The sequence below is a fragment of the Pseudomonas sp. LF020 genome (genome assembly GCF_053456425.1).
Genome location: NZ_JBRFIX010000009.1, coordinates 167927 through 191465, shown reverse-complemented (window position 1 = coordinate 191465; position 23539 = coordinate 167927). Strand labels below are relative to the sequence as shown.

Genomic DNA, 23539 nt, shown 5'->3' with positions numbered 1-23539 from the left:
GAACATAAATAGAAAGTTCACAACCCGACGATTGAAAAAAATGGCTTTGCGATCAGCGATTTACGGCGTATTTCGCGCGCGATTAGTGGCACTTTGCAAACTAATCGTCGATTCATGTGTCGATAAAAACGGGCATTGTAAGAAGGTGTTTCGCGCAGGACGCGTTTTGCTGATTTACACTGCGTACACCAAACTCATCTGTAACAAGGAAATAACCTATGGGCGTGCTAAGTGAGTTCAAGGCCTTCGCGGTCAAAGGCAATGTGGTCGACATGGCCGTCGGTATCATCATCGGTGCCGCCTTCGGCAAAATCGTTTCGTCGTTTGTCGGCGACGTGATCATGCCGCCAATCGGCCTGCTGATCGGAGGGGTGGACTTCAGTGATCTGGCCATTACGCTAAAAGCCGCCGAGGGCAACGCCCCTGCCGTGGTATTGGCTTACGGTAAATTCATCCAGAGCATTCTGGACTTCGTGATCGTCGCCTTCGCGATTTTCATGGGTGTCAAAGCCATCAACCGTCTGAAACGCGAAGAAGCCGTAGCCCCTTCCCTGCCACCGGTTCCGACCAAGGAAGAAGAGTTGCTTGGTGAGATCCGCGATCTGCTCAAAGCCCAGAACAACCGGCCTTGACTGCTTTATGAATAAAAACGGCGCCTGATGGCGCCGTCTTTTTACCAGTAGTTTTCCACCGCCACCTGCCCCGGTCGCCGCGTCAGGCTCAGGCTCATGTGGCGTTGTTTCAGCAGTGCCCGGGTGTCATCGATCATCTGCGGATTGCCGCACAGCATGACGCGCGAGTGCTCGGGGGTCAGTTCAACGCCGGCTTCAAGCTCCAGCTCGCCGTTTTCAATCAGCGTGGTGATGCGACCGTGCAAGGCGCCCGGCAATTGTTCGCGGGTAACCGTGGGGATAAACCGCAGCTTATGGGCATGTTCTGCCAGGTAATCACGCCTGGACAGCTCAGCAATCAATGACTGGTAGGCCAGCTCTCCGGCCTCACGCACGCTGTACACCAGAATGATCCGCTCGAATCGCTCCCACACTTCGAAGTCCTGCAGAATCGACAGAAACGGCGCAACCCCGGTCCCGGTGGATAACAGCCACAGGTCCCGACCGTCGACAAACCGATCCAGCGTCAGGTAACCAAACGCCTGGCGCTCCACCAGCAGGGTATCGCCGACCTGCAGCCGGCTCAGTTCACCGGTGAATTCGCCACCCGGCACCACGATGGAGAAGAACTCGAGAAACTCGTCATGAGGCGAAGAGACCATCGAGTAGGCACGCCACACCGTACTGCCATCAGCCTTGGTCACCCCCAGGCGGGCGAATTGTCCTGCGCGAAACCTGAAACCCGCATCGCGTGTGGTACGCAGGGTAAACAGGCTGGGGGTCAAGGGCTGCACGTCGAGCAGGGTCTGGGCGGTAAACTTCTCTGCGCTGACAGTCATGGGGCACTCCACTGAAAAGTCCCTTACAGTCTCGCGCAAACCCAGAGCATAAAACACCACTGATTTTGTAATGACTTCCTATTCACGGAGCCCAGCTCAATGAGAAGTAGACCCATATACAGTTAATACAACACTATCCACAAGCACATTGAATGACAGGCTACATACAATGAGTTATTGATGAGTCATAACTTTTCCAGCAACTAACACCCCCCTATAAGAGCAAAAAAATTCAACGCCTCTTGTAGGACATGTCCTACACTCCGTTGCGTGCAGGATCCGATTGGATCCAAGCAAGCACCCCCGAAAACAACTCATGGAGAGTTTGTGATGGAAATGTGGAAGGAGTCGCAATTAAAGCAACTGACTTTCGCAAGAGAAATAGAGACCGCTTATCCGATCCTGCTGCGATTCGCTCAAAATATTGGGTTCAATTTTTGTGCTATCTCATTAACATCAATGAATCGGAACGCTGACTTCAAAGCCTTGCAAATCAATAACTATCCGATGGAGTGGAATCAACTTTATGAAAAACAGTGCTACAGCAAAATCGATCCGGTAATAGCACACTGCAATCACTCGATGCTGCCGATTGTCTGGACCGAGGACGTGTTCTCGCAGACCCTGCCGCTATGGGGTGCCCAACAGAAACATGGGTTGCGCCACGGCTGGTCGCAGTCGTTTCACCATGAAGCCAGCGGCCTGTGCAGCACGCTCAGCCTTGTCAGAAAAAATGGCCCACTGAGCCCGCTGGAGTTGTACGAGCATTTTGGCTACATGTTTTACGCAACCAGCCATCTGAGCGATCTGTTCGCCAGAACCTTGCCCAGAGCACCGAAAAAGCCGCAGCACCCGCACCTCTCACCACGTGAACTGGAAGTGTTGAAGCTCTCGGCGCTCGGCAAAACGGCCTATGAAATCGCCAGAATCCTCTGCCTGAGCGAACGGACCGTGAATTACCACGTGCAAAACGTGATTATCAAACTGAACGTCTGTAACAAGATTTCGGCGGTCATCGCTGCCAGCCGCTGTGGCCTTCTCGATGCCCCGATCGCCTAAAGCCACGAGTAATTCAACAGAAAAAAACGTACCATTTGCGACCTTCCTGAGTGATGACGTGAACCTTGACGTTGTATTTCACTCGGACGGTTCCGCTGCGCGACACCCTGGGCTGCGGGCCACCCGTTGATTAACCAGAGTTCCCGTACCATGCCCTTGCTCGATACGCCCTTCGCCCAACTCGACCTGATCCGCCAGCCAGAACAGCAGAACGAACCGCTGCAAGCGTTCGACGCGGCTGACGAATACCTGCTCAATCATCTGGCCACGCAACAACCGACGGCAGACACCCGGGTATTGGTACTCAATGACAGCTTCGGAGCGTTGGCGGCAAGTCTGGCGGGCAAGGTACAGGTCAGCAGCAGTGGCGACTCGTTTCTCGCATTCCAGGGGCTGGAAAAGAACCTGGTACGCAACGGCCTGGCATTTGATGCGGTGCGCGGGATTGCGGCCAGTGAGCCGTTGGTCGGACCGTTCGACCGAGTGCTGATCCGCGTCCCCAAGACGCTGGCATTGCTGGAAGAACAACTGATTCGCCTGCAAGGGCAACTGGCACCTGGCGCCGAAGTGGTGGCAGCGGCCATGGTCAAGCATTTGCCGCGTGCTGCCGGTGATCTGCTGGAGCGTTACATCGGTCCGGTACAGGCCTCACTGGCGGTGAAAAAGGCGCGCCTGCTGATCGCCACGCCCGAGGCCAAAGCCCCGGCGACCTCGCCCTATCCTTCGCGCTACCAGCTCGACGAGCCGGCCATCGAATTGCTCAACCACGCCAACGTGTTCTGCCGTGAAGGTCTGGACATCGGCACCCGAGCCTTTCTCCCACACCTGCCAAAAAACCTCGGCAGCGCCCGCGTCGCCGACCTCGGCTGCGGTAACGGCGTACTGGCCATCGCCAGCGCCCTGCACAACCCTGAGGCGCATTACACGCTGGTCGACGAATCGTTCATGGCCGTGCAATCGGCCGCCGAGAACTGGCGTGCCGCGCTGGGCGAGCGCGAAGTGATCGTGCGTGCCGGCGATGGCCTGGCCGGTCAAGAGCCGCAATCGCTGGACGTGGTGCTGTGCAATCCGCCGTTCCATCAGCAGCAGGTGGTTGGTGACTTCCTCGCCTGGCGCATGTTTCAGCAGGCCCGTGAAGCGCTGGTGGTGGGCGGTGCGCTGTACATTGTCGGCAACCGTCATCTGGGTTATCACAGCAAACTGGCGCGGCTGTTCCGTGGCGTCGAGCAAGTGGCGGCCACGCCGAAATTCGTGATTCTCAAGGCCCGCAAGTAAAACATCAGGCAAAAAAAACCCTCCGCGGTACAGAGGGTTGTAAACCGTGCCCAAGGGCCACGGGACAGGATGTATCAGTGCGTGGTCAAACCGGCCGCGTTCATGAACAGGCGCATCAGGCTGGCGGCAATGAACAGCGCGCCGACGCTACCGATCCAGATCAGGGCCAACCAGCCGAGCCGCTGCCACAGCGGCTTTTTTTCGGCTTCTTCAATCTCGTGCAGGGAATGTTTGCCGTTCATTGCAGCGTTCCTCCGTTAAAGCGCGCTGTAGGAGCTGTCAAGTGAAACGAGGCTGCGATCCTTTGATCCTGATTTTCAAATCAAAAGATCGCAGCCTGCCGCAGCGCCTACACAGATTTCACACGGTTCTAGTGGTAACCGTCTTCATGGGTGACCTTGCCGCGGAACACGTAGTAGCTCCAGAAGGTGTAACCCAGGATGAACGGGATGATGAACAGTGTGCCGACCAGCATGAAGCCCTGGCTCTGCGGCGGTGCGGCGGCGTCCCAGATCGAGATCGACGGCGGCACGATGTTCGGCCACAGGCTGATGCCCAGACCGCTGTAGCCGAGGAAAATCAGCACCAGGGTCAGCAGGAACGGCATGTAGTTGGCGTTGCGCGCCACCGCGCGAATCAAGCCGTACAGCGTTAGCAGCACCAGAATCGGTACCGGCATGAACCAGAACAGGTTCGGCATGCTGAACCAGCGTGTGGCGATTTCCGGGTGAGCCAGCGGTGTCCACAGACTGACGATGCCGATCACCGCCAGCAGCACGAACGCCAGCGGTCGCGCGAGGTTGTGCATCTGCTCCTGCAACTTGCCTTCGGTCTTCATGATCAGCCAGGTGCAGCCGAGCAAGGCATAGGCCACCACCAGCGCGGCGCCGCAGAACAGAGTGAACGGTGTCAGCCAGTCCAGTGAACCGCCAGCGTATTGCCGATTGACCACCGGCAAGCCGTCGATGAAGGCACCGAGCGCCACGCCCTGGAAGAACGTCGCCGCCACCGAACCACCGATGAACGCCTTGTCCCACAGGTGGCGTTTGTCGTCCTTGGCCTTGAAGCGGAACTCAAACGCCACACCGCGGAAAATCAGGCCGATCAGCATGAAGATCAGCGGCAGGTACAGCGCCGACAGCACTACCGAATAGGCCAGCGGGAACGCGCCGAACAACGCCGCGCCGCCCAGTACCAGCCAGGTTTCATTGCCGTCCCACACCGGGGCGACGGTGTTCATCATCACGTCACGGTCGGTCTTGCCCGGGATGAACGGGAAGAGAATCCCGATCCCCAGGTCAAAGCCGTCCATGACCACGTACATCATGATGCCGAAGATGATGATCACGGCCCAGATCAGCGGAAGATCAATACCCATGAGTCAAATCTCCTTTTCCAGGCTGCGATGCGAACCAGCGTCAGTGCCCTCGTCATCGGCGGCGGACAACGGCCGAGCCGGTGTGCGTTTCTGGCCAGGACCACCGTCGTTGGTTTCCTTGCCTTCGTCGGTTTTCGGTCCTTTGCGCACCAGACGCATCATGTAGCCGAGCCCCGCACCGAACAGCGCGAAATACACCACGACAAACATGATCAGGGTGATGCTCATCTGCATGAAGCTGTGGTTGGACGAAGCATCCGCCGTGCGCATCAGCCCGTAGACCACCCACGGCTGACGACCGATTTCAGTGGTGAACCAGCCGGCGAGGATCGCGACCAGGCCGGACGGCCCCATCCACAGCGCCAGATACAGGAACGGCCGCGAGGTGTAGAGCGCGTCACGCTTGCGCAACCACAGACTCCACAGACCGGTGAAGATCATCAGGAAACCAAGGCCGACCATGACTCGGAACGACCAGAACACGATGGTCGAATTCGGCCGGTCTTCAGGCGGGAACTCCTTGAGTGCCGGCACCTGCTTGTCCAGCGAGTGGGTCAGGATCAGGCTGCCGAGGTAGGGGATTTCCACGGCGAACTTGGTTTTCTCTTCCTTCATGTCCGGCCAGCCGAACAGAATCAACGGGGTCGCTTCGTTGCCTTTGTTTTCCCAGTGACCTTCGATCGCGGCGATTTTCGCCGGCTGATGCTCAAGGGTATTGAGGCCGTGGAAGTCACCGATAACCGCCTGGATCGGCGCGACGATTAGCGCCATCCACATCGCCATCGACAGCATGGTGCGGATCGCCGGGTTGTCCTTGCCGCGCAGCAGGTGCCAGGCCGCCGACGAGCCAACGAAGAACGCCGTGGCGACGAACGCAGCAGTGGCCATGTGCATCAGGCGATAGGGGAACGACGGGTTGAAGACGATGGCCAGCCAGTCGGTCGGGATCACTTGACCGTTGACGATCTCGAAGCCTTGCGGGGTCTGCATCCAGCTGTTGGAAGCGAGAATCCAGAATGTCGAGATCAGCGTGCCGATCGCTACCATCACTGTGGAGAAGAAGTGCAGTTTGCGTCCGACCTTGTTCCAGCCGAACAGCATCACCCCGAGGAAACCGGCTTCGAGGAAGAATGCCGTGAGCACCTCGTAGGTCAACAATGGTCCGGTGACGGAGCCGGCGAAGTCCGAGAAACGACTCCAGTTGGTACCGAACTGGTAGGCCATGACCAGACCGGAGACCACACCCATGCCGAAGTTGACGGCAAAGATCTTCGACCAGAAGTGGTAGAGGTCTCGGTAGGTGTCGTTATGGGTTTTCAACCACAGCCCTTCGAGCACCGCCAGGTAGCTCGCCAGGCCAATGGTGATGGCCGGGAACAGGATGTGGAAAGAGATGGTGAACGCGAACTGAATTCGGGCGAGATCGAGTGCCTCTAAACCGAACATATGGCTTCCTCTGTCAGGTAATACCGGCATTGGGGCTTGTGGCCCCTGCCTACTGCCCCCACGGATATCGAGTGCGGCGAATTCTGATTCGTTCTTTTTTAATAACCATCGCAACGCAGGGAGTCTGGCCATCGGGCCACCAGACCATGGCCCGCGAGGGTCTTGATCTGGATCAAGCAACGTTAAAAGAGTAGTCCCATTTCCGACGAAGGACGGCGTGGTCGTTTGCCGCGTGACAAGTTGCCTCATTGCCTGGGCAACGCTCTGAAACAGATATCCCAGAGCCGAGAAACCCTCTGTGGCGAGGGAGCTTGCTCCCGCTCGGCTGCGCAGCAGTCGTAAAAAGGTTTTCCAGCGCTTGCCTGAAAGCAGGATTGCGCTGGAGTGGGGCCACTTTGCGACCCGGCGGGAGCAAGCTCCCTCGCCACAGAGAGAGGGGTATCCGGATGATCGATGTCTGGCTAACTAAATTTTCTGTCATAGCAACTTCCTGTTACAGACTGGTGATAACCTCGCCGTTCCCCTCCTGAGCCAGACCTGCCTTCAGATGCCCAGCCAAGAGCCGCTGCTGTTACGTCACCATCGTCCGTTTCTCGCGTTCTGGTTCGCCCGGATCTTCACCGCCAGCGGTTTTCAGATGCTCACCGTGGCGATCGGCTGGAATCTGTACCAGTTGACCGGCAACGTGCTCGACCTGGGGTTGGTCGGGCTGGTCGAATTCGCGCCTCGGGTGCTGTTCATGCTGCACACCGGGCATGTCGCCGACCGTTATGACCGGCGCCGGGTCGCGGCAATCTGTCAGTCGTTGCAGGCGTTGATTGCCCTGGCGCTGGCCATCGGCAGTGCGACCGATCACGTCACCCGGGAAATGATCTTTATCCTCGCCTTCCTGCTCGGTGCGGCGCGCTCCTTTGAAATGCCGACGACCCAGGCGCTGCTGCCGAGCATCGTGCCCAGCGCCCTGTTTCCACGGGCGGTCGCCGCCGCGCAATCGGCTCAACAGTCAGCCACCATTGTCGCTCCAGCCCTCGGTGGCTTGCTTTACGCGTTCGGCAGCGTCTGGGTCTACGGCCCGACGGTATTGCTCTACGTCATCGCCTGCACCTTGATGCTCAACCTGCCCGCGCGACAAACGCCGCTGAACAAGGGCAAAGCCACGCTGGATTCGTTGCTGGCGGGTATCCGCTTCATTCGCAGTCGGCCGGACATTCTCGGAGCGATCTCGCTGGATCTGTTCGCGGTGTTGCTCGGTGGCGCCACCGCATTGCTGCCGGTGTTCGCCAAGGACATCCTGCTCACCGGGCCGTGGGGCCTGGGCCTGCTGCGCTCGGCGCCAGCGGTTGGCGCGTTGGGGATGTCACTGTTTCTGGCGCGATTTGCCGTCGAGCGCAACGTTGGCCGGGTGATGTTCACCGCGGTCGGCGTATTCGGCGTGGCAACCATCGCCTTTGGCCTGTCGACCTCGTTCTGGTTCTCGCTGGCGGTGCTGGTGGTGCTCGGCGCGGCGGACATGATCAGCATGGTCATCCGCGCCTCCTTCGTGCAACTGGAAACCCCGGACGAAATGCGCGGCCGGGTCAGCGCGGTGAACGGCCTGTTCATCGGTGCCTCGAACCAGCTGGGCGAATTCGAATCCGGCCTCACCGCCCACTGGTTCGGCACCGTACCGGCCGTGGTCATGGGCGGGATCGGCACACTGGTGGTCACCGGAACGTGGATCAAACTGTTTCCGACGCTGGCCAACCGCGACCGGATGCATGTGCCGGTGGAAGAGGCGAAGGTCTAGGTCACATCAGTGAAATCAACAGGCCAGGCACAAATTGATTGAAAAGGTGCGGTACATAGTTACCGCACAGAGTGTAATGTATCGCCTTACACTCGCCGCCATGATCAAATCCTGCAGGCTTCCCATGCACAACCCGCCACACCCCGGTGAAACACTGCTCATGGATGTCTTGCCGGAGTTAAGCATCAGCGTGAGTGAATTGGCCAGACATCTGGGCTTCGCCCGCCCTCACCTTTCCCGCGTATTGCACGGCCATGCACCGATCAGCCCGGATCTGGCGGTACGGCTGGAGCGAGCAGGCATTGGCAAGGCGCGCGTGTGGCTAGGCGTTCAAACCGATTACGATCTGTGGCAAGCAGAGCATCGGGAGCAACCAGCCATTACGCTTATCGCTGCCCACGCCTGAAGCCATCACACCAACATCTCCCCCGCCACTTTCGCCCGCAACGCCTTGCCACCAAGCTGCTCCACCAGCGTCAGGGCAAACACCAGTGCTGCGCCGGAGCCTTGGGCGGTGATGCAGTTGCCGTCGACCACCACCGGTTGGTCAACAAACGTACAGCCTGACAGTTGATGACTGGTGGTCGGCAGGCAGGTCATGCGCCGCTGGCGCAATACGCCAAAGGCTTGCAGGGCGACGGCCGGCGACTCGGCGATGGCGGCGAACAGGCGCCCGGCGCTGGCCTGGTCCTTGAGTAATTGCTGCAGCGGCTGATGCGCCGCCAGATGTTGTGATCCGATGGCACCACCGGGCAGGACGATCAGGTCAAAATGCTGCGCCAATACATCCACCAGCATGCCATCGGCCGTCAGGCGTGTACCGCGCGCGCAGGTCAGCATGCGCCGGCCTTCGATACTGGCCGCGACGACTTCGATGTCGGCGCGGCGCAGCACGTCGATCAGGGTCACGCTTTGCAGATCATCGATGCCCTCGGCGAGGGTAATCAGGGCACTAAAGGTCATGGGCGCCATCCGCTGAGTGATCTTTAAAGCGTAGTCAGCTTTGCCCTGCCCTGTTCGGTGACAGCCGTTACTTGATGTAAAGCTGGGTCGACAGGGTGTTGCGTGGCGCGTTGATCGAGGTGTTGCTGAAACTGAACGTGCCTTCCTGCTTGCCCGCCAGATCGAAGGTATACAGCGAGCCGACAGTTTTGCTGCCGGGCGTGCACTCGGTCAGATTACCGTTATCGAAAGCACACACCGGGGCGCGGGTGCCGTTGACTTCAAAGCCGTCCAGCGTGGCGTGTGGCTGGTTCTGGCCGTAACCGACTTCCAGCACATACACCTTGATGCCCGGCCCGGCGTGATTGCATTGGGTCTGCGACTGGCCATCGCCAATGTCTTCCAGGCCACAGGCCGGCGACTGGACCTTGATCACCTTCACTTCCGTCAACGGTGGCGCCGAGGCTGCCAGCGCCGCCGTCGACCCGGCCATCAACCCTGCCACTACCCCGAAAGCCTTCATCCAGCACTTGCCCATGTGGTCGCAATTCCCCGAAAAATTCAGCGCGCAGTATGGCGCAGATAACCCTGTGGCAAAACTTCGACGACGTTCGGCACCAACATCCGCCATATTCCTCACGCGGCTGGTATGATGCGCGGCTTTTTCCGGCCCACCACAATTTTCCAGGCGCTTGCGACGGTCTGTGCTTTGCTGTTGAGGTCGATACATTCACGGCGCCACGCGCGCCACGGGGAGCAGACATGCTGGAAAGGCTGTTTCAACTCAAGGCACACAACACCAACGTGCGCACCGAGATTCTTGCGGGCGTCACGACCTTCCTGGCCATGGCCTACATTCTGTTCGTCAACCCGAGCATTCTCGGCGAGACCGGCATGGACAAAGGCGCGGTGTTCGTCGCCACCTGTCTGGCAGCCGCCATCGGCTCGACCATCATGGGCCTGATCGCCAACTACCCGATCGCCCTCGCACCGGGCATGGGCCTGAACGCCTTCTTTACCTACACCGTGGTCCTGCACATGGGCCACACCTGGCAAGTGGCGCTGGGCGCGGTGTTCATCTCGGCGGTGTGCTTCTTCCTGCTGTCGATCTTCCGCATCCGCGAATGGATCATCAACAGCATCCCGCTGCCACTGCGCTCGGCGATTGCCGCCGGTATCGGCCTGTTCCTGGCGCTGATCGCCCTGCACAACGCCGGCATCGTGGTCAGCAACCCGGCGACCATGGTCGGCCTCGGCGACCTGAAAGCCCCGGCACCGATCCTCGCCACCCTTGGTTTCGCCCTGATCGTCGCCCTCGAAGCGCTGAAAGTGCGCGGCGCGGTGCTGATCGGCATTCTGGCAGTGACCATCATTTCCATCGCCATGGGCTTCACCCCGTTCGGCGGCGTGACTTCGATGCCACCTTCGCTGGCGCCGACCTTCATGCAACTGGACATCAAGGGCGCACTGGACATCGGTCTGGTCAGCGTGATCTTCGCCTTCCTGTTCGTCGACCTGTTCGACAACTCCGGCACCCTGATCGGCGTCGCCAAGCGTGCCGGCCTGATGGGCAAGGACGGCCATATGCCGAAAATGGGTCGTGCACTGATCGCCGACAGCACCGCCGCGATGGCCGGTTCGCTGCTGGGCACTTCGACCACCACCAGCTACATCGAATCGGCTGCCGGCGTGAGTGCTGGCGGTCGCACCGGTCTGACGGCCATCGTCGTGGCGATCCTGTTCCTGCTGGCGCTGTTCTTCTCGCCACTGGCGGCCAGCGTTCCAGCCTTCGCCACCGCTCCGGCACTGCTGTTCGTCGCCGTGCTGATGACCTCGGGCCTGGCGGAAATAGACTGGGAAGACATTACCGTCGCCGCGCCGGTGGTGGTCACTGCGCTGGCGATGCCGTTCACTTACTCGATCGCCAACGGCATCGCGTTCGGCTTCATTTCCTGGACCGTGATCAAGCTGCTGTCGGGCCGCGCCCGTGAGCTGAACCCGGCGCTGGTGATTCTGTCGATTCTGTTCGTGATCAAGCTGGGTTGGTTCAACGCATGACTTTCGATTCCCAGGCCTACGCCACACAGCTCGAAGAAAAGGTCACGCGCTTGCGTGACCTGCTGGCCCCGTTCGATGCGCCGGAGCCGACGGTATTCGACTCGCCGCTGCAGAACTTCCGCCTGCGTGCGGAATTTCGCCTGTGGCGCGAGGCCGGCGAGCGGCACTACGCGATGTTCTCCCAGGACGACAAACGCACGCCAATCCTGATCGAAGAGTTCCCGATTGCCAGCCTGCGCATCAACCAGTTGATGCCGCAGCTCAAGGCGGCATGGCAGGCCAGTTCGGCGCTGAGCCACAAGCTGTTCCAGGTGGAGTTCCTCACCACCTTGGCTGGCGATGCGATGATTACCCTGTGCTATCACCGTCCGCTGGACGAGCACTGGCATGCGGCCGCGTCGAAGCTGGCAGCTGATCTCAACGTCAGCGTTATCGGGCGCTCCAAGGGAAAACGCGAAGTCATCGGCCACGATTACGTGGTGGAGAAACTCGAAGTCGGCGGCCGCACGTTCAGCTATCGCCAGCCGGAAGGTGCGTTCACCCAGCCCAACGGCACGGTGAACCAGAAGATGCTCAACTGGGCATACGAAGCGCTGGGCGATCGCAGCGATGATCTGCTGGAGCTGTACTGCGGCAACGGCAACTTCACCCTGCCGCTCGCCACCCGTGTGCGCAACGTACTGGCCACCGAGATCAGCAAGACTTCGGTCAACGCCGCACTGAGCAACCTCAGCGAAAACGCTGTGGATAACGTCACGCTGGTACGGCTGTCCGCCGAAGAGCTGACCGAAGCGCTCAACGAAGTGCGCCCGTTCCGTCGCCTGCAAGGCATCGACCTGAAAAGCTACGAGTTCGGCAGCGTATTCGTCGACCCGCCACGCGCCGGCATGGACCCGGACACCTGCGAGCTGACCCGGCGCTTCGACAATATCCTGTACATCTCGTGCAACCCGGAAACCCTCGCGGCCAACATCGCCCAACTGCACGACACGCACCGCATCACCCGCTGCGCGATGTTCGATCAGTTCCCGTGGACACATCACATGGAGTCCGGGGTGTTGCTGACCCGCCGTTGAGTTTGAACGCTTGATACGAGAAAGCCGTCGTGATTGACGGCTTTTTTGTTCCTGCTTACGGTGCAGTGTCGGTCTTACGTGGACGCCCGCCCTTCTTGCCATTTGCTCGTGCAGCTTCGGATTTTGCCGCACTGCTTTGACGACCGTTGCGCGACGCAACCACCGAAGCCGCCATCCTCATGAGTGACGGGCTCGCCGAAATCATTCCGGAGATGGAAACGTCGAGGTCTTTGCCCTCGTGGCAAAGCGCAGTGCCTGCATAGCCGACTGTCAGGTTCGCATAATCGTCTGAATCAAACCCGTCGAACTCCGAATACTGGCTCACCGGTAGCAACACACCGCTGCCGTCTTCAAAACGAATGACCAGAGACGGGCTTTCAAAGGTCACAGAAACAGCCTGCAAGCTGCTAGCTTGGCGCGCTTCGCCACGTTTTATCGCGGCATCAAGCATTTCTTCCGTCAGCGGACGATGTTCGGACGGCTTTGCCTTGATGACTTTCATAAATCGATTTCAACTCCTGCCAGTTTGCCGAGCAATGTCAGAACAGTCTTGTCTGCTTCTGGCTCATAACGCGCCGAACTGATCCTGTAGGTCGTAGCGGTGACCGGTTTCATCACGGGAACTTCGTTTGACTCGCAGTCCCACACCTGATTGTCGAGACAAACTGTCTGCAAGACTGACCACCAGATCCCTCGTGCGCGACGCAGATGAGCAGGTTGCCCCAGTGATTGACACAATCCTTCCAGCACCGCCAGCGGCGGTCGACGTGAAAGCGGCACGACATCCCACAGGTCAATGTCGTTGTGCCAGAAACTGAACTGAAATCGGGCATTCCAGGCGCCTGCATTAACGTGAACATGTGGCGGGCAATGCTCATCTCGCAACATGATGCTTATCGACAATCCCTTGTAGTTGCATACTTTCATGCTAACCCATCCGTTAGGTTAATAAGTTTCAGGATTCGATTTTCCCTTCAAATCCGACGGCCGGTGCTGCACTGCACCTCAACGCCTTTCACCACATTCAGACTAGCGTCGGCACGGATGAGGAAGCGCTGCATCTTCGAGAAAAAACGTAAGCAAAACTGTCGATGCAATTCGAAAATTCCGAATGCAATGTGGCTCTTGTGCGATCACCGAACATAAAACGTCGGACGCAACGCCGTTCAATTGACCACGGTAACCATCTGGTACATTTTACCTCCACAGGCTGAAACCCTCGGCCCAAGCCAAAAACAATAAGTGGAGTTTGCCCCCATGCCCCCTATCGTTCTCGTGCTCAACGGCCCGAACCTGAACCTGCTCGGCACCCGTGAACCGGCGACCTACGGTCACGAAACCCTGGCTGATATCTCTGCACTGTGCGGGCGTGCCGCCGAAGAATTCGGCCTGACGGTGGAGTTTCGCCAGACCAATCACGAAGGCGAATTGCTCGACTGGATTCATGCGGCACGCGGGCGTTGCGCCGGGATCGTGATCAACCCGGCAGCCTGGACGCACACCTCGGTGGCAATCCGCGACGCGCTGGTCGCCAGTGAGTTGCCGGTGATCGAAGTGCATCTGTCCAACGTCCATGCGCGTGAGCCGTTCCGCCATCACTCCTTCGTTTCTGCCATCGCTACGGCGGTGATGTGCGGCTTCGGCAGCCATGGCTATCGCCTGGCGTTGGAGCATTTCAGTCAACGGCTGAAAGGACGTGCAGCATGATCCGCAAGAACGTAATACTCGCCGGACTGATCGGTGCGGGCATTCAGGCCTCGCGCACGCCAGCCCTGCATGAACACGAAGGCGATGCCCAAGGCCTGCGTTACCTGTATCGGCTGATCGACCTCGATCAGTTGCATCTGGACAGCAACGCCCTGCCCGACTTGCTGCAGGCCGCCGAAAGGATGAACTACACCGGCCTGAACATCACTTTTCCGTGCAAACAGGCGATCATCCCGCTGCTCGATGAGCTGTCGCCGGAAGCCCAAGGCATCGGCGCGGTCAACACGGTGGTGCTCAAGGATGGCAAGCGCATCGGCCACAACACCGATTGCCTGGGTTTTGCCGAAGGTTTTCGTCGGGGCCTGAAGGACGCTGCGCGTGAACGTGTGGTCCAGATGGGCGCCGGGGGAGCAGGGGCGGCGGTGGCCCACGCGCTGTTGAGTGAAGGCGTACAGCAGTTGAGCATTTTCGACGTCGACCGCGAACGCGCCGAGAGTCTGGCGAACAACCTCAACCAGCATTTCGGCTCAGGCCGCGCGCTGGCCGGGCGTGATCTGCCGGGCACGTTGAATCAGGCCGATGGCCTGGTGAACACCACGCCGATGGGCATGACCAAACTGCCGGGGGTGCCGGTGCCGGTGGAGTTGCTGCGCAAGGAACTGTGGGTCGCGGAGATCGTTTACTTCCCGCTGGAAACCGAGCTGCTGCGCAACGCCCGCACGCTGGGTTGCCGCACGCTGGACGGCGGCAACATGGCGGTGTTTCAGGCAGTTAAGGCGTTTGAGCTGTTCAGCGGCGTGGTGCCGGATGCGCAGCGCATGCTGGCGCATTTTCAAAGCATGAATGTTTAAAGATCAAAAGATCGCAGCCTTCGGCAGCTCCTACAGGGCCTTGTGTAGGAGCTGCCGAAGGCTGCGATCTTTTGCTTGTCACGGCTGCAAGTAGCGCAACACCGACTCGCAGATCATCTCGCGATGACGCTGTTTGATGCTTTCGTCCGGCAGATCGATCTGAAAAATCTCACCGAACGTATGGCGGTTCGAGACGCGATAGAAGCAGAACGAGCTGATCAACAGGTGCACGTCCAGCGCGTCGAGGCCTGCGCGGAACACGCCTTCTTCAGCACCACGGCGCAAAATCTCGCCCAGCGAATCGAGGATCGTGTTGTTCATTGCCTTGATCGCATCGGAACGCTTCACGAACTCGGCGTTGTGGATGTTTTCGATACACACGATGCGCACGAAATCGACGTTGCGGTCGTGGTGATCGAAGGTGAATTCCACCAGTCGGCGGATCGCCACCACCGGCGGCAACTCGGCCAGGTGCAGGCGGTTTTCGGTGCTGCGGATGTCGCCGTAAAGCTTCTCCAGCACTTCGACGTACAGCTGCTCCTTACTGCCGAAGTAGTAATAGATCATGCGTTTGGAGGTGTGAATACGCTCGGCGATCGCGTCAACGCGCGCGCCGGACAAGCCCTGCTGGACGAACTCGACGATCGCCTCCTGCAGGATGTTCTCGCGGGTTTTTTCCGGGTTGTTCTTGCGACTCTTGCGCGGCTCGATGCCGGATTCGACGGGAGCGGCGGGAAGTTCTGAAGTCATTGTCATTGCGGGCTCACGGCCATCACTGCACAGGTTGGCGATTATGGGCCGCGCTGCACAGTGAAGGAAGCCACGCGGCTCGTGTTTAATCCCGCGTTTACGAATTTCCTACAACTTCGCCTGACGCACGGCGCCGCTGCGTGATTTGGCCATCGCCGCCAGACGGACCGCGACGTTCGCCGCACCATAACCGGCATAACCGTTTTTACGCTGGATGATCTCGAAGAAGAAGCGTCCCTCGAACGGCTCGGTGTACACGTGGAACAGCTCGCCGCCCTGCGCGTCGCGGTCGTAGAGCACGTTGTAGTACGCCAGCTCGCTGAGGAATTCGTCGTCGAAATCGAAGCGTGCCGCGAGGTCGTCGTAATAGTTCAGCGGGATATCCAGCAGCGGCACGCCGGCCTCCTTGGCGCGACTGACTTCGGCGAAGATGTCCTCACAATCGAAGGCGATGTGATGCACACCGGAACCGCGATAACTCGACAGCGCGTGAGAAATCGCGGTATTGCGGTTCTCCGAGATATTCAGCGGCAAGCGAATCGAACTGTCGCGGCTGCGCAACGCGCGGCTCTTCACCAGGCCGTAAGGGTCGGGCAGTACCACTTCATCATCGGCCTCGAAGTCCAGCAGGCTCTTGTAGAACAGCACCCAACTGTCGAGGCTGTCGGCCGGCAACGCCATGGCCATGTGATCGATGCGCTTGAGGCCGCCACGGGCCTGGGCGTTCGGCAGCAGATTGAAGTCGGTGCCATAAACGTCCGCCGCTTCATCCACCAGATAAATCAGGCTGCCGTCCGGCGCGCGTACGGCGGCCAGTTCCAGTTCGTTGGGGCCGACCAGCCCGCGATAGGGCTGCCCCTTGTAGGCAACGGCGCGGGCCAGGGCGCTGGCGCTATCCTTGACCCGCACGGCAGTGGCGCACAGCGACGGGCCATGGGCCTCGAAGAAACTGTGGCCGAACGAATAGGGTTCGGCGTTAAGGATCAGGTTGATATCGCCCTGACGCAACAGGCTCACACTCTTGGAGCGGTGTTGCCCGGCCTTGACGAAACCCAGGCGTTCCAGCCAGTTCGTCAGTTTGGCGCCGAGTGCTTCGTCAACCGCGAATTCGAGAAACTCGATGCCGTTGTACTCGCTGGCCTTTGGCGTTTCGAAAAGGATGTCGCGGTTACTCACCGGCGTCACCTGCTGCTCCAGACGCTGGCGGGTTTTCTCCTCCAGATACAGCAGCGACCGCAGACCATCGGCGGCATTGGCCCGTGGCGGCGCGGCGCGGAAGCCATCGTTGAAGACTTCCAGCGACAACGGCCCGGTGTAACCACTCTGGATAATCGGCGCGAGGAACCCCGGCAGATCGAACTCGCCCTGCCCCGGGAAGCAGCGGAAATGCCGGCTCCACTCCAGGACATCCATGGCGAGGATCGGCGCGTCGGCCATTTGCACAAAGAAGATCTTGTCGCCGGGAATGTCGGCGATCGCGCCTGGATCACCTTTCAGCGACAAAGTGTGAAAGCTGTCGAGCAGCACGCCGAGTGCCGGGTGATCGGCCTGGCGGACGATGTCCCAGACCTGTTGATAAGTATTGACGTGCCGGCCCCAGGCCAGCGCTTCATAGCCGATGCGCAACCCGCGAGCGCCGGCACGTTCAGCCAGCAGCCGCAGGTCATCGACGAGAATCTGCCGGTCGCCGACGCTGTCCGCCGAGGCGTTGCTGCACACCAGCACCAGATCGGTGCCCAGTTCCTGCATCAGGTCAAATTTGCGCTCGGCCCGTTCCAGATTGCGCGCCAGACGATCACGGCGGCAGCCTTCAAAATCGCGGAACGGCTGGAACAGGGTGATGGCGATCCCCAGGTCAGCGCACATCTGCCGGATTTCCCGCGGGCTGCCGTCGTAATACAGAAGATCGTTTTCAAAGATCTCGACCCCGTCGAACCCGGCGGCGGCAATGGCTTCAAGCTTTTCCGGCAGGGTGCCGCTCAGGGAAACGGTGGCAATGGAACGCTGCATGTTGCTACTCCCGATGGAGATCGTCTTGTCACGCGTCCCTGTAGGAGCTGCCGAAGGCTGCGATCTTTTGATCTTCACAAACAAAGATCGCAGCCTTCGGCAGCTCCTGCAGAGGCCCGTTTTTTATCGTGAGGAAATTATTGGCTGCATCGTCTTCAGCAGCAATTTAAAGTGTACCAGCCGGTTAGTTTTGCGTGCGATTATCGAACACTATGGCGTTTCGGCGAATTGACGATTTTTCGTCCACTGCCCACCATCGACTCCACATTGAGTCCGGAAATGAACCTTCGGTCGCAGTGCGTGCAAACAACACCACATAACAAATTCAAAAACGGGTGGAACAATGATTCCTTCACAGACTTCCCGCATGGCCCCGGCCATGAGCACTGCCACGGGTGGCATCGGCGACAAGATCCGCGGCGCCATGGCCGTCGGCAAGACCCGTTGGGGCATGCTGGCGCTGGTGTTTTTCGCCACGACCCTGAACTACATCGACCGCGCCGCCCTCGGTGTCATGCAGCCGATCCTCGCCAAGGAAATGAGCTGGACGGCGATGGATTACGCCAACATCAACTTCTGGTTCCAGGTCGGCTACGCCATCGGCTTCGTCCTGCAGGGACGCTTGATCGACCGGATCGGCGTCAAGCGCGTGTTCTTCTGCGCGGTGCTGCTCTGGAGCCTGGCCACCGGCGCTCACGGTCTGGCAACGTCGGCGGTCGGCTTCATGGTCTGCCGCTTCATTCTCGGCCTGACCGAAGCAGCCAACTACCCGGCCTGCGTGAAAACCACGCGCCTGTGGTTCCCCGCCGGTGAACGCGCCGTGGCCACCGGCATCTTCAACGCCGGGACCAATGTCGGTGCGATGTTCACGCCGATGCTGCTTCCACTGATTCTCCACGTGTGGGGCTGGCAGGCCGCGTTCCTGTGCATGTCGGCACTGGGCGGGATCTGGCTGCTGTTCTGGGGCCTGAAATACTTCAACCCGGAAGACCATCCACGGGTGAAAAAATCCGAACTCGACTACATCCAGCAGGAAGTCGAACCGGAACAGGCCCGCGTCCCGTTCTCACGCATCTTGCGCATGCGCGGCACCTGGGCGTTCGCCCTCGCCTATTCGCTGACCGCGCCGGTGTTCTGGTTCTACCTGTATTGGCTGCCGCCGTTTCTCAATCAGCAATACAACCTGGGCATCAACGTCACCCAGATGGGTATTCCACTGATCATCATCTACGTGACGGCCGACTTCGGCAGCGTCGGTGGCGGCATTCTGTCTTCGTTCCTGATCGGTCGCGGCATGAACTCGATCAAGGCGCGACTACTGTCGATGTTCCTGTTCGCCTGCTGCATCATCGGCGTGGTCATGGCCGCCGGTTCGAGCAATCTGTGGGTCGCCGTCGCGGCAATCTCTCTGGCCATCGGTGCACACCAGGCCTGGACCGCGAACATCTGGAGCCTGGTGATGGACTACACGCCCAAGCACATGATGAGCACGGTGTTCGGTTTCGGCGGTATGTGCGCCGCGATCGGCGGGATGTTCATGACCCAGATCGTCGGCCACATCCTGACCGTCACCCATAACAACTATACGGTGCTGTTCACACTGATCCCGGCGATGTACTTCCTGGCGCTGACCTGGATGTACTTCATGGCCCCGCGCAAGATTCCAGACGTCACCGAGTAACCGGCCTCCCCCCTCCCCCTGTAGGAGCTGCGGCACGCTGCGATCCTTTGATCTTGATTTTGAAGATCAAAAGATCGCAGCGTGCCGCAGCTCCTACACAGGAATTTGTGGATCCTTCAGCGACGGCTTTGTTGCCAAGCCGCCGCCAGGCCGCTGCAGCAGATCACCGCAATCCCGATCACCGTCAGCAGACTCGGCGTGTGGTTGAACACCACCCACCCCAGCAGCCCCGCGAACACGATCTGGCAATAACCGAACGGCGCCAGCAGGGCCGGTGCCGCGTGGCGAAACGCCTGGGTCAGAAAAAGATGCGCAGTCATCCCGCAGCTGCCCAGCGCCAGCATCAACACGGCGTGCGACAAGGTCGGCACTTGCCAGAAGAACGGCACCAGCGCACTCATCACCAGCGTGTTGCACAGACCGGCGAAGAAGTTGCTGGTGGTCGGACTGTCGACCTCACTCAGCTTGCGCGTCAGCAGTTGATAGAAGCAGAAAAACAGCGCCGAGCAGAACGGCAGCAGCACCGCCGGAGTGAACAACTCGCCTCCCGGATGGACGATGATCAGCACGCCGATGAATCCGCAGATCACCGCGATCCACTGCCCGCGCGTCACTCGTTCCTTGAGCAACGGCACCGACAACGCCGTCACCAGCACCGGCGCAAGAAAGTTGACCGCCGTGGCCTCGGCCAGCGGGATGTACAGCAGCGCCGTGGTGAAAAACAGACTGGTACCGAGCAGACACAGCGCCCGCGCCAACTGCCATAACGGCCGTTTGGTGCGCAGCACGCGCAGCCCGGACTGCGGCAGGAAAATCCCCGCCATCAGCAAGGTGTGCACCAGATACCGCGCCCACACCACCATGACGATCGGGTAGAAACCCGAGAGGTATTTCGACAGCGCATCATGGCTGGAGAACAGGAAAGTCGCCACGACAATCAGCAAGATCCCCTTGAAGGGTTGGTTGACACCGGAGAGCGGGGTGCTGACGGTCATTGGATATCTCTGAAGGAAAAATAAACAGTGACGGGGACGCTGGCGCCCCGCCACAAAAACTGACTTACAACTGCGCCAACAATTCCCGCGTCCTGTCGAGCGCCATCTGCGCTCGTTGCAATCCGCTTACGCCCTGCTCCAGCAGTTTTACCGTGGGGATCTCCAGGCTCAGTGGAATATTAGCTGGCAGACTGCGCAACAAACCGTGCAGGTCATAATCGCCCTCGCCGGGAAACCGCCGCTCATTGCGCGCCTGACGCAAGATCTCGGCCATGTCCGCCGGTCGCGGTCCCGCCACATCGCACAATTGCGCATAACGCAGGCGCGCGGGCGCAACGCTGGCCAGGTCCTCCAGCCGTGAACCGGAGCGATCGAAATGAAAGGCATCGACCAGCACCGCGGCATTTTCCCGGTCAGCACTGGCAACGATGCGCAACGCCTGCTCGAGATTGCGCGCATCGGTCCAGGGCATAAACTCCAGATGCGGATGCAAACCGTAAGGCGCCGCCAGATCACACAGCGCGGCAAAGTTGTCGGTGAGCCGTTGCTCGTCAGGATCATTGCCGGCGACCAGTAATTCACTGGCGCCGAACTCCGCGCCGACGGCCAGCAGCTTGTCGAAATCGGCGACCACGGTTTGCGGTTTCAGACGCAGGATTTCCACATCGAGCACGGCAATGCCAGTGTCGCGCAAACGCGCCAGCGTCTGACGCCGTAAACCGCGATCGGCCACCAATGGAAAGTGATATTCCTCCGGCGTCGCCGGCTCCAGCCGCAGGCCGACATGGCTGTAACCGGCACGCGCCGCCACCTCGACCATTTGCGGTGGCGACAACTCGAGTACGGTGAGACTGGCCAGGGACAGAATTCGTTCGTTCATGCTCACGCCTCGACCGCTGCCGGGGAACAGGCACGACCGCTGGCCGCCGCCTCGCGAATCGCCTCGACCAGCGCCAATGTTCGCGCGGCATCGGCGGCACTGACCAAGGGTTCGACTTCACGCCGCGCGACCTGCACAAAATGCTCCAGCTGCAACCGCAAAGCATCCCCGGTCGCGCAATGTTCTTGCACCGCAATCAACGGTTCGTGCCAACCGGCATCGACTTGATCGGCAGGGTAATGCCAGCGCTTGAGTTGCGGAAGGCTCAGCGCCCCGGCGGTACCCGCCAGCAGATAACACGGCTGATCGACCTGACGCGGATAGACCGGGTTCTCTCCGGAATTCAGCTCCCAGCTCCACGGCGCGGCGACTGCATCGGAACCGCTCAGCGTACCGAGTGCACCGTCGGCAAATTGCAGCAACAGCGCCACGCTGTCTTCGTTGGCAAAACCACGCACTGCGTTGTCGGTGACGGCCTGCACCGCCTGCACTTCACCGCACAGGTGGCGCAGCAGATCAAGGTCGTGAATCAGATTGGTCAGCAACAGGCCCGCCCCCGGCTCACGGCGCCACGGGACCTCGAAATAACGGTCGGGTTTGCGTAACTGGAACAGCGCGGTAACCGTGGTCAGGCGCCCGAGCGCGCCGCTGCGCAGCAATTGGTGGGCGCGCACGATCAACGGATTGTGCCGCCGATGATGGCCGACCAACACCGGCACGCCACTGTGTTTGACGGCCGCCACCAGTTCGCGCGCCTCGTCCAGATGCACGCCCACCGGTTTCTCCAGCAGCACCGCAACTCCGGCGGCGAGGCAATCCAGGGCGGTGCTGACGTGCTGACTATTCGGATTGGCCACGATCACCGCGTCTGGCCGTACCTGCTCCAGCATCTGTCGATGATCAGCGAAATACGCCACGCCCCACTGCGCCGCCAGCGCGGGAGCCTGCGGGCCGGGATCGGCCACTGCGCACAACCGGGCTTCTTCGAGGGTTTGCAGGTGCTGGTAATGCTGCTGGCCCATGTTGCCAGCGCCGATCAGGGCGATACGAAGGGGCGGAGTCAAGGCGCGATCCTTTTGTGATTGTTGTTGGAAATGTCACTCCAGCAACAATTTAGAACCGCGTTCCACAATCAAACACCCAGTGATGGGAAAACCGTGCGAACACCGCACAACTTTGTACTTGACGCTCAACCTGTAGGAGCTGCCGCAGGCTGCGATCTTTTGACTTTGATTTTCAAGATCAAAAGATCGCAGCCTGCGGCAGCTCCTACAGGGGATCGGTCAGATGAACAACTCAGACGCCAGACTCGCCGCCGACAACTCCTCGGTAAACTTCATCAGCAGCGGCGCCAATTCATGCAGCCGCGCGCCGGGCATCCGTGCGCTTGGCCCGGCAATGCTCAGTACACCGATCACCCGCCCGTCTACCGGATGCTTGACCACCGCGGCAATCGCCGAGGTGCCCACCGCCGAACTTTCCTCGACACAGGCATAACCCTGCTCCCGCGCCAGACGCAGACGCTCCAGCAGTTCGATATTGGAGCGCGGCGCATTCGGCCCGACGCCCACCGGTACTTCCGCGCCCTGGCGCTCGACCAGCGACAAGGCTTCGGCGTCGCTCATGCAGGCCAGCCACGCGTGCCCGGAAGCGGTGTAGAACAACGGCGCGTCGCGGCCCATGTCCGGGTCATAACGCAGGCCTGTCCGTGCGCCCTGCGCCTTGGCGATCCAGGTCTGGCGCTCGCCATCGATCACCCCCAGACGCACCAGCTCGCCGGTTTCCTGAGCCAGTCGATCCAGCACCGGTTGCACGATGTCGGCACCGCTGCTCGACAGGTACTGAAACCCCATCGCCACCAGTTTGGTCGACAGGTGATAGCGCAAAGTGTCGGCATTCTGCCGCACGTAGCCCAGCCGGATCAGCTCCGCAAGCATGCGATGAGTGGCACTTTTCGGGATATCCAGTTGCTCGGCCAGGGTCTGCATCGGCAGCCCGCGCGGCTCACTGGTGAGGCTTTCCAGCACGCTGAAAACCCGTTCGATCTGACTGCCGGCCATGGGAAGGTCCAAGTGAAATTTTGCCGATTCTAGAAGACATCCGAGACAAAGCGAAATCCGGAACTGGCCGTGCGATAACCGCCCACTTTACTGAAACACACCTTGTTGCATTCGCACCTCATTGGTTAATTTCTG

Annotated in this window: 25 protein-coding genes; 11 read left to right on the top strand and 14 right to left on the bottom strand. The window is 59.9% G+C overall.

Features of this window, described 5'->3' with window-relative positions; translation table 11 throughout:
• Window positions 1–218: 218 nt before the first annotated feature.
• On the top strand, window positions 219–632 hold the full coding sequence (mscL, locus tag ACU680_RS21410; RefSeq protein ID WP_007963760.1) for a large-conductance mechanosensitive channel protein MscL: 414 nt from the start codon (window positions 219–221) through the stop codon (window positions 630–632).
• Window positions 633–673: 41 nt separating this feature from the next.
• Here the strand turns inward: mscL and ACU680_RS21405 are convergent, their stop codons facing one another.
• Window positions 674–1450 carry a ferredoxin--NADP reductase gene (locus ACU680_RS21405; RefSeq protein ID WP_448180456.1) on the bottom strand — a complete coding sequence of 259 codons (777 nt, stop codon included), beginning with the start codon at window positions 1448–1450 and terminating at the stop codon, window positions 674–676.
• Between the two features lie 330 nt (window positions 1451–1780).
• Here ACU680_RS21405 and ACU680_RS21400 point away from each other — a divergent pair, with 330 nt between their 5' ends.
• Together ACU680_RS21400 and ACU680_RS21395 are read left to right on the top strand one after the other, a co-directional pair.
• Window positions 1781–2509 carry an autoinducer binding domain-containing protein gene (locus tag ACU680_RS21400; protein ID WP_400762210.1) on the top strand — a complete coding sequence of 243 codons (729 nt, stop codon included), beginning with the start codon at window positions 1781–1783 and terminating at the stop codon, window positions 2507–2509.
• A 150-nt stretch (window positions 2510–2659) separates the two neighbouring features.
• Window positions 2660–3784, top strand: a complete 1125-nt coding sequence (locus tag ACU680_RS21395; RefSeq protein WP_007963755.1) for a methyltransferase — start codon at window positions 2660–2662, stop codon at window positions 3782–3784.
• A gap of 74 nt (window positions 3785–3858) precedes the next feature.
• Here ACU680_RS21395 and ACU680_RS21390 read toward each other — a convergent pair whose 3' ends face one another.
• The 3 genes from ACU680_RS21390 to ACU680_RS21380 all read right to left on the bottom strand — a co-directional run bounded on the left by ACU680_RS21390 (window position 3859) and on the right by ACU680_RS21380 (window position 6608).
• Window positions 3859–4026, bottom strand: coding sequence for a DUF2474 domain-containing protein (locus ACU680_RS21390; protein WP_007963754.1), 168 nt, complete (start codon window positions 4024–4026; stop codon window positions 3859–3861).
• A gap of 128 nt (window positions 4027–4154) precedes the next feature.
• On the bottom strand, window positions 4155–5162 hold the full coding sequence (gene cydB / locus ACU680_RS21385; protein ID WP_448180455.1) for a cytochrome d ubiquinol oxidase subunit II: 1008 nt from the start codon (window positions 5160–5162) through the stop codon (window positions 4155–4157).
• 3 nt (window positions 5163–5165) lie between these two features.
• Window positions 5166–6608, bottom strand: coding sequence for a cytochrome ubiquinol oxidase subunit I (locus tag ACU680_RS21380; RefSeq protein ID WP_448180454.1), 1443 nt, complete (start codon window positions 6606–6608; stop codon window positions 5166–5168).
• A 547-nt stretch (window positions 6609–7155) separates the two neighbouring features.
• Here ACU680_RS21380 and ACU680_RS21375 point away from each other — a divergent pair.
• Both ACU680_RS21375 and ACU680_RS21370 read left to right on the top strand, forming a co-directional pair.
• Window positions 7156–8394 carry an MFS transporter gene (locus tag ACU680_RS21375; RefSeq protein ID WP_007963751.1) on the top strand — a complete coding sequence of 413 codons (1239 nt, stop codon included), beginning with the start codon at window positions 7156–7158 and terminating at the stop codon, window positions 8392–8394.
• A gap of 124 nt (window positions 8395–8518) precedes the next feature.
• Window positions 8519–8800: a HigA family addiction module antitoxin gene (locus tag ACU680_RS21370; RefSeq protein WP_448180453.1), complete on the top strand. Its 282-nt coding sequence runs from the start codon at window positions 8519–8521 to the stop codon at window positions 8798–8800.
• Window positions 8801–8805: 5 nt separating this feature from the next.
• Here the strand turns inward: ACU680_RS21370 and ACU680_RS21365 are convergent, their stop codons facing one another.
• Entirely contained in the window at window positions 8806–9357 is a 552-nt protein-coding gene (locus ACU680_RS21365) for a DJ-1 family glyoxalase III (RefSeq protein WP_448180452.1), read from the bottom strand.
• Between the two features lie 67 nt (window positions 9358–9424).
• Window positions 9425–9874: a DUF4879 domain-containing protein gene (locus ACU680_RS21360; protein ID WP_448180451.1), complete on the bottom strand. Its 450-nt coding sequence runs from the start codon at window positions 9872–9874 to the stop codon at window positions 9425–9427.
• Between the two features lie 224 nt (window positions 9875–10098).
• On the opposite strand from ACU680_RS21360, the gene ACU680_RS21355 reads away from it, so the two are divergent.
• Both ACU680_RS21355 and trmA read left to right on the top strand, forming a co-directional pair.
• Complete coding sequence (locus tag ACU680_RS21355) at window positions 10099–11394, top strand: NCS2 family permease (protein WP_007963748.1); 1296 nt, start codon at window positions 10099–10101, stop codon at window positions 11392–11394.
• Window positions 11391–12470 carry a tRNA (uridine(54)-C5)-methyltransferase TrmA gene (gene trmA / locus ACU680_RS21350; RefSeq protein ID WP_448180450.1) on the top strand — a complete coding sequence of 360 codons (1080 nt, stop codon included), beginning with the start codon at window positions 11391–11393 and terminating at the stop codon, window positions 12468–12470. The genes ACU680_RS21355 and trmA overlap by 4 nt, the downstream gene beginning before the upstream one ends.
• Window positions 12471–12525: 55 nt before the next feature.
• Here the strand turns inward: trmA and ACU680_RS21345 are convergent, their stop codons facing one another.
• Together ACU680_RS21345 and ACU680_RS21340 are read right to left on the bottom strand one after the other, a co-directional pair.
• Entirely contained in the window at window positions 12526–12972 is a 447-nt protein-coding gene (locus ACU680_RS21345) for a DUF2442 domain-containing protein (protein ID WP_448180449.1), read from the bottom strand.
• Window positions 12969–13397: a DUF4160 domain-containing protein gene (locus tag ACU680_RS21340; RefSeq protein WP_448180448.1), complete on the bottom strand. Its 429-nt coding sequence runs from the start codon at window positions 13395–13397 to the stop codon at window positions 12969–12971. Before ACU680_RS21340 ends, ACU680_RS21345 begins: the two co-directional genes overlap by 4 nt.
• Before the next feature lie 330 nt (window positions 13398–13727).
• Between ACU680_RS21340 and aroQ the strand changes: the two genes are divergently transcribed.
• Entirely contained in the window at window positions 13728–14177 is a 450-nt protein-coding gene (gene aroQ / locus ACU680_RS21335) for a type II 3-dehydroquinate dehydratase (RefSeq protein WP_003228440.1), read from the top strand.
• Window positions 14174–15028 carry a shikimate dehydrogenase gene (locus ACU680_RS21330; protein WP_448180447.1) on the top strand — a complete coding sequence of 285 codons (855 nt, stop codon included), beginning with the start codon at window positions 14174–14176 and terminating at the stop codon, window positions 15026–15028. Before aroQ ends, ACU680_RS21330 begins: the two co-directional genes overlap by 4 nt.
• Window positions 15029–15106: 78 nt before the next feature.
• Here ACU680_RS21330 and ACU680_RS21325 read toward each other — a convergent pair whose 3' ends face one another.
• Both ACU680_RS21325 and quiC read right to left on the bottom strand, forming a co-directional pair.
• On the bottom strand, window positions 15107–15784 hold the full coding sequence (locus tag ACU680_RS21325) for a TetR/AcrR family transcriptional regulator (RefSeq protein ID WP_007963740.1): 678 nt from the start codon (window positions 15782–15784) through the stop codon (window positions 15107–15109).
• A gap of 102 nt (window positions 15785–15886) precedes the next feature.
• Window positions 15887–17788 (bottom strand): 3-dehydroshikimate dehydratase QuiC, encoded by a 1902-nt coding sequence (quiC, locus tag ACU680_RS21320; protein ID WP_448180446.1) that lies wholly within the window; start codon window positions 17786–17788, stop codon window positions 15887–15889.
• Here quiC and ACU680_RS21315 point away from each other — a divergent pair.
• The gene (locus ACU680_RS21315) at window positions 17787–18020 is read left to right on the top strand and encodes a hypothetical protein (RefSeq protein WP_448180445.1); all 234 of its coding nucleotides are present in this window, start codon (window positions 17787–17789) and stop codon (window positions 18018–18020) included. The two genes, quiC and ACU680_RS21315, sit on opposite strands and share 2 nt — an antisense overlap.
• A gap of 111 nt (window positions 18021–18131) precedes the next feature.
• Window positions 18132–19469, top strand: coding sequence for an MFS transporter (locus tag ACU680_RS21310; protein ID WP_007963737.1), 1338 nt, complete (start codon window positions 18132–18134; stop codon window positions 19467–19469).
• A gap of 116 nt (window positions 19470–19585) precedes the next feature.
• Here the strand turns inward: ACU680_RS21310 and ACU680_RS21305 are convergent, their stop codons facing one another.
• The 4 genes from ACU680_RS21305 to ACU680_RS21290 form a co-directional block, all read right to left on the bottom strand.
• On the bottom strand, window positions 19586–20464 hold the full coding sequence (locus tag ACU680_RS21305; protein ID WP_007963736.1) for a DMT family transporter: 879 nt from the start codon (window positions 20462–20464) through the stop codon (window positions 19586–19588).
• A gap of 64 nt (window positions 20465–20528) precedes the next feature.
• Window positions 20529–21344: a sugar phosphate isomerase/epimerase family protein gene (locus ACU680_RS21300; protein ID WP_448180444.1), complete on the bottom strand. Its 816-nt coding sequence runs from the start codon at window positions 21342–21344 to the stop codon at window positions 20529–20531.
• 2 nt (window positions 21345–21346) lie between these two features.
• Window positions 21347–22408 (bottom strand): Gfo/Idh/MocA family protein, encoded by a 1062-nt coding sequence (locus ACU680_RS21295; protein WP_448180443.1) that lies wholly within the window; start codon window positions 22406–22408, stop codon window positions 21347–21349.
• 219 nt (window positions 22409–22627) lie between these two features.
• Window positions 22628–23404 carry an IclR family transcriptional regulator gene (locus ACU680_RS21290; RefSeq protein WP_115988842.1) on the bottom strand — a complete coding sequence of 259 codons (777 nt, stop codon included), beginning with the start codon at window positions 23402–23404 and terminating at the stop codon, window positions 22628–22630.
• Between the last annotated feature and the right edge of the window lie 135 nt (window positions 23405–23539).

Coding starts and splice junctions, on each gene's coding strand:
- ACU680_RS21365 (WP_448180452.1), bottom strand. CDS start 9,357: ATGACCTTTAGTGCCCTGATTACCCTCGCCGAGGGCATCGATGATCTG.
- cydB (WP_448180455.1), bottom strand. CDS start 5,162: ATGGGTATTGATCTTCCGCTGATCTGGGCCGTGATCATCATCTTCGGC.
- ACU680_RS21325 (WP_007963740.1), bottom strand. CDS start 15,784: ATGACAATGACTTCAGAACTTCCCGCCGCTCCCGTCGAATCCGGCATC.
- ACU680_RS21405 (WP_448180456.1), bottom strand. CDS start 1,450: ATGACTGTCAGCGCAGAGAAGTTTACCGCCCAGACCCTGCTCGACGTG.
- ACU680_RS21395 (WP_007963755.1), top strand. CDS start 2,660: ATGCCCTTGCTCGATACGCCCTTCGCCCAACTCGACCTGATCCGCCAG.
- ACU680_RS21315 (WP_448180445.1), top strand. CDS start 17,787: ATGTTGCTACTCCCGATGGAGATCGTCTTGTCACGCGTCCCTGTAGGA.
- ACU680_RS21330 (WP_448180447.1), top strand. CDS start 14,174: ATGATCCGCAAGAACGTAATACTCGCCGGACTGATCGGTGCGGGCATT.
- ACU680_RS21345 (WP_448180449.1), bottom strand. CDS start 12,972: ATGAAAGTCATCAAGGCAAAGCCGTCCGAACATCGTCCGCTGACGGAA.
- ACU680_RS21305 (WP_007963736.1), bottom strand. CDS start 20,464: ATGACCGTCAGCACCCCGCTCTCCGGTGTCAACCAACCCTTCAAGGGG.
- ACU680_RS21355 (WP_007963748.1), top strand. CDS start 10,099: ATGCTGGAAAGGCTGTTTCAACTCAAGGCACACAACACCAACGTGCGC.
- ACU680_RS21370 (WP_448180453.1), top strand. CDS start 8,519: ATGCACAACCCGCCACACCCCGGTGAAACACTGCTCATGGATGTCTTG.
- ACU680_RS21380 (WP_448180454.1), bottom strand. CDS start 6,608: ATGTTCGGTTTAGAGGCACTCGATCTCGCCCGAATTCAGTTCGCGTTC.
- ACU680_RS21300 (WP_448180444.1), bottom strand. CDS start 21,344: ATGAACGAACGAATTCTGTCCCTGGCCAGTCTCACCGTACTCGAGTTG.
- ACU680_RS21400 (WP_400762210.1), top strand. CDS start 1,781: ATGGAAATGTGGAAGGAGTCGCAATTAAAGCAACTGACTTTCGCAAGA.
- ACU680_RS21360 (WP_448180451.1), bottom strand. CDS start 9,874: ATGGGCAAGTGCTGGATGAAGGCTTTCGGGGTAGTGGCAGGGTTGATG.
- quiC (WP_448180446.1), bottom strand. CDS start 17,788: ATGCAGCGTTCCATTGCCACCGTTTCCCTGAGCGGCACCCTGCCGGAA.
- trmA (WP_448180450.1), top strand. CDS start 11,391: ATGACTTTCGATTCCCAGGCCTACGCCACACAGCTCGAAGAAAAGGTC.
- ACU680_RS21375 (WP_007963751.1), top strand. CDS start 7,156: ATGCCCAGCCAAGAGCCGCTGCTGTTACGTCACCATCGTCCGTTTCTC.
- ACU680_RS21290 (WP_115988842.1), bottom strand. CDS start 23,404: ATGGCCGGCAGTCAGATCGAACGGGTTTTCAGCGTGCTGGAAAGCCTC.
- ACU680_RS21310 (WP_007963737.1), top strand. CDS start 18,132: ATGATTCCTTCACAGACTTCCCGCATGGCCCCGGCCATGAGCACTGCC.
- ACU680_RS21390 (WP_007963754.1), bottom strand. CDS start 4,026: ATGAACGGCAAACATTCCCTGCACGAGATTGAAGAAGCCGAAAAAAAG.
- mscL (WP_007963760.1), top strand. CDS start 219: ATGGGCGTGCTAAGTGAGTTCAAGGCCTTCGCGGTCAAAGGCAATGTG.
- aroQ (WP_003228440.1), top strand. CDS start 13,728: ATGCCCCCTATCGTTCTCGTGCTCAACGGCCCGAACCTGAACCTGCTC.
- ACU680_RS21340 (WP_448180448.1), bottom strand. CDS start 13,397: ATGAAAGTATGCAACTACAAGGGATTGTCGATAAGCATCATGTTGCGA.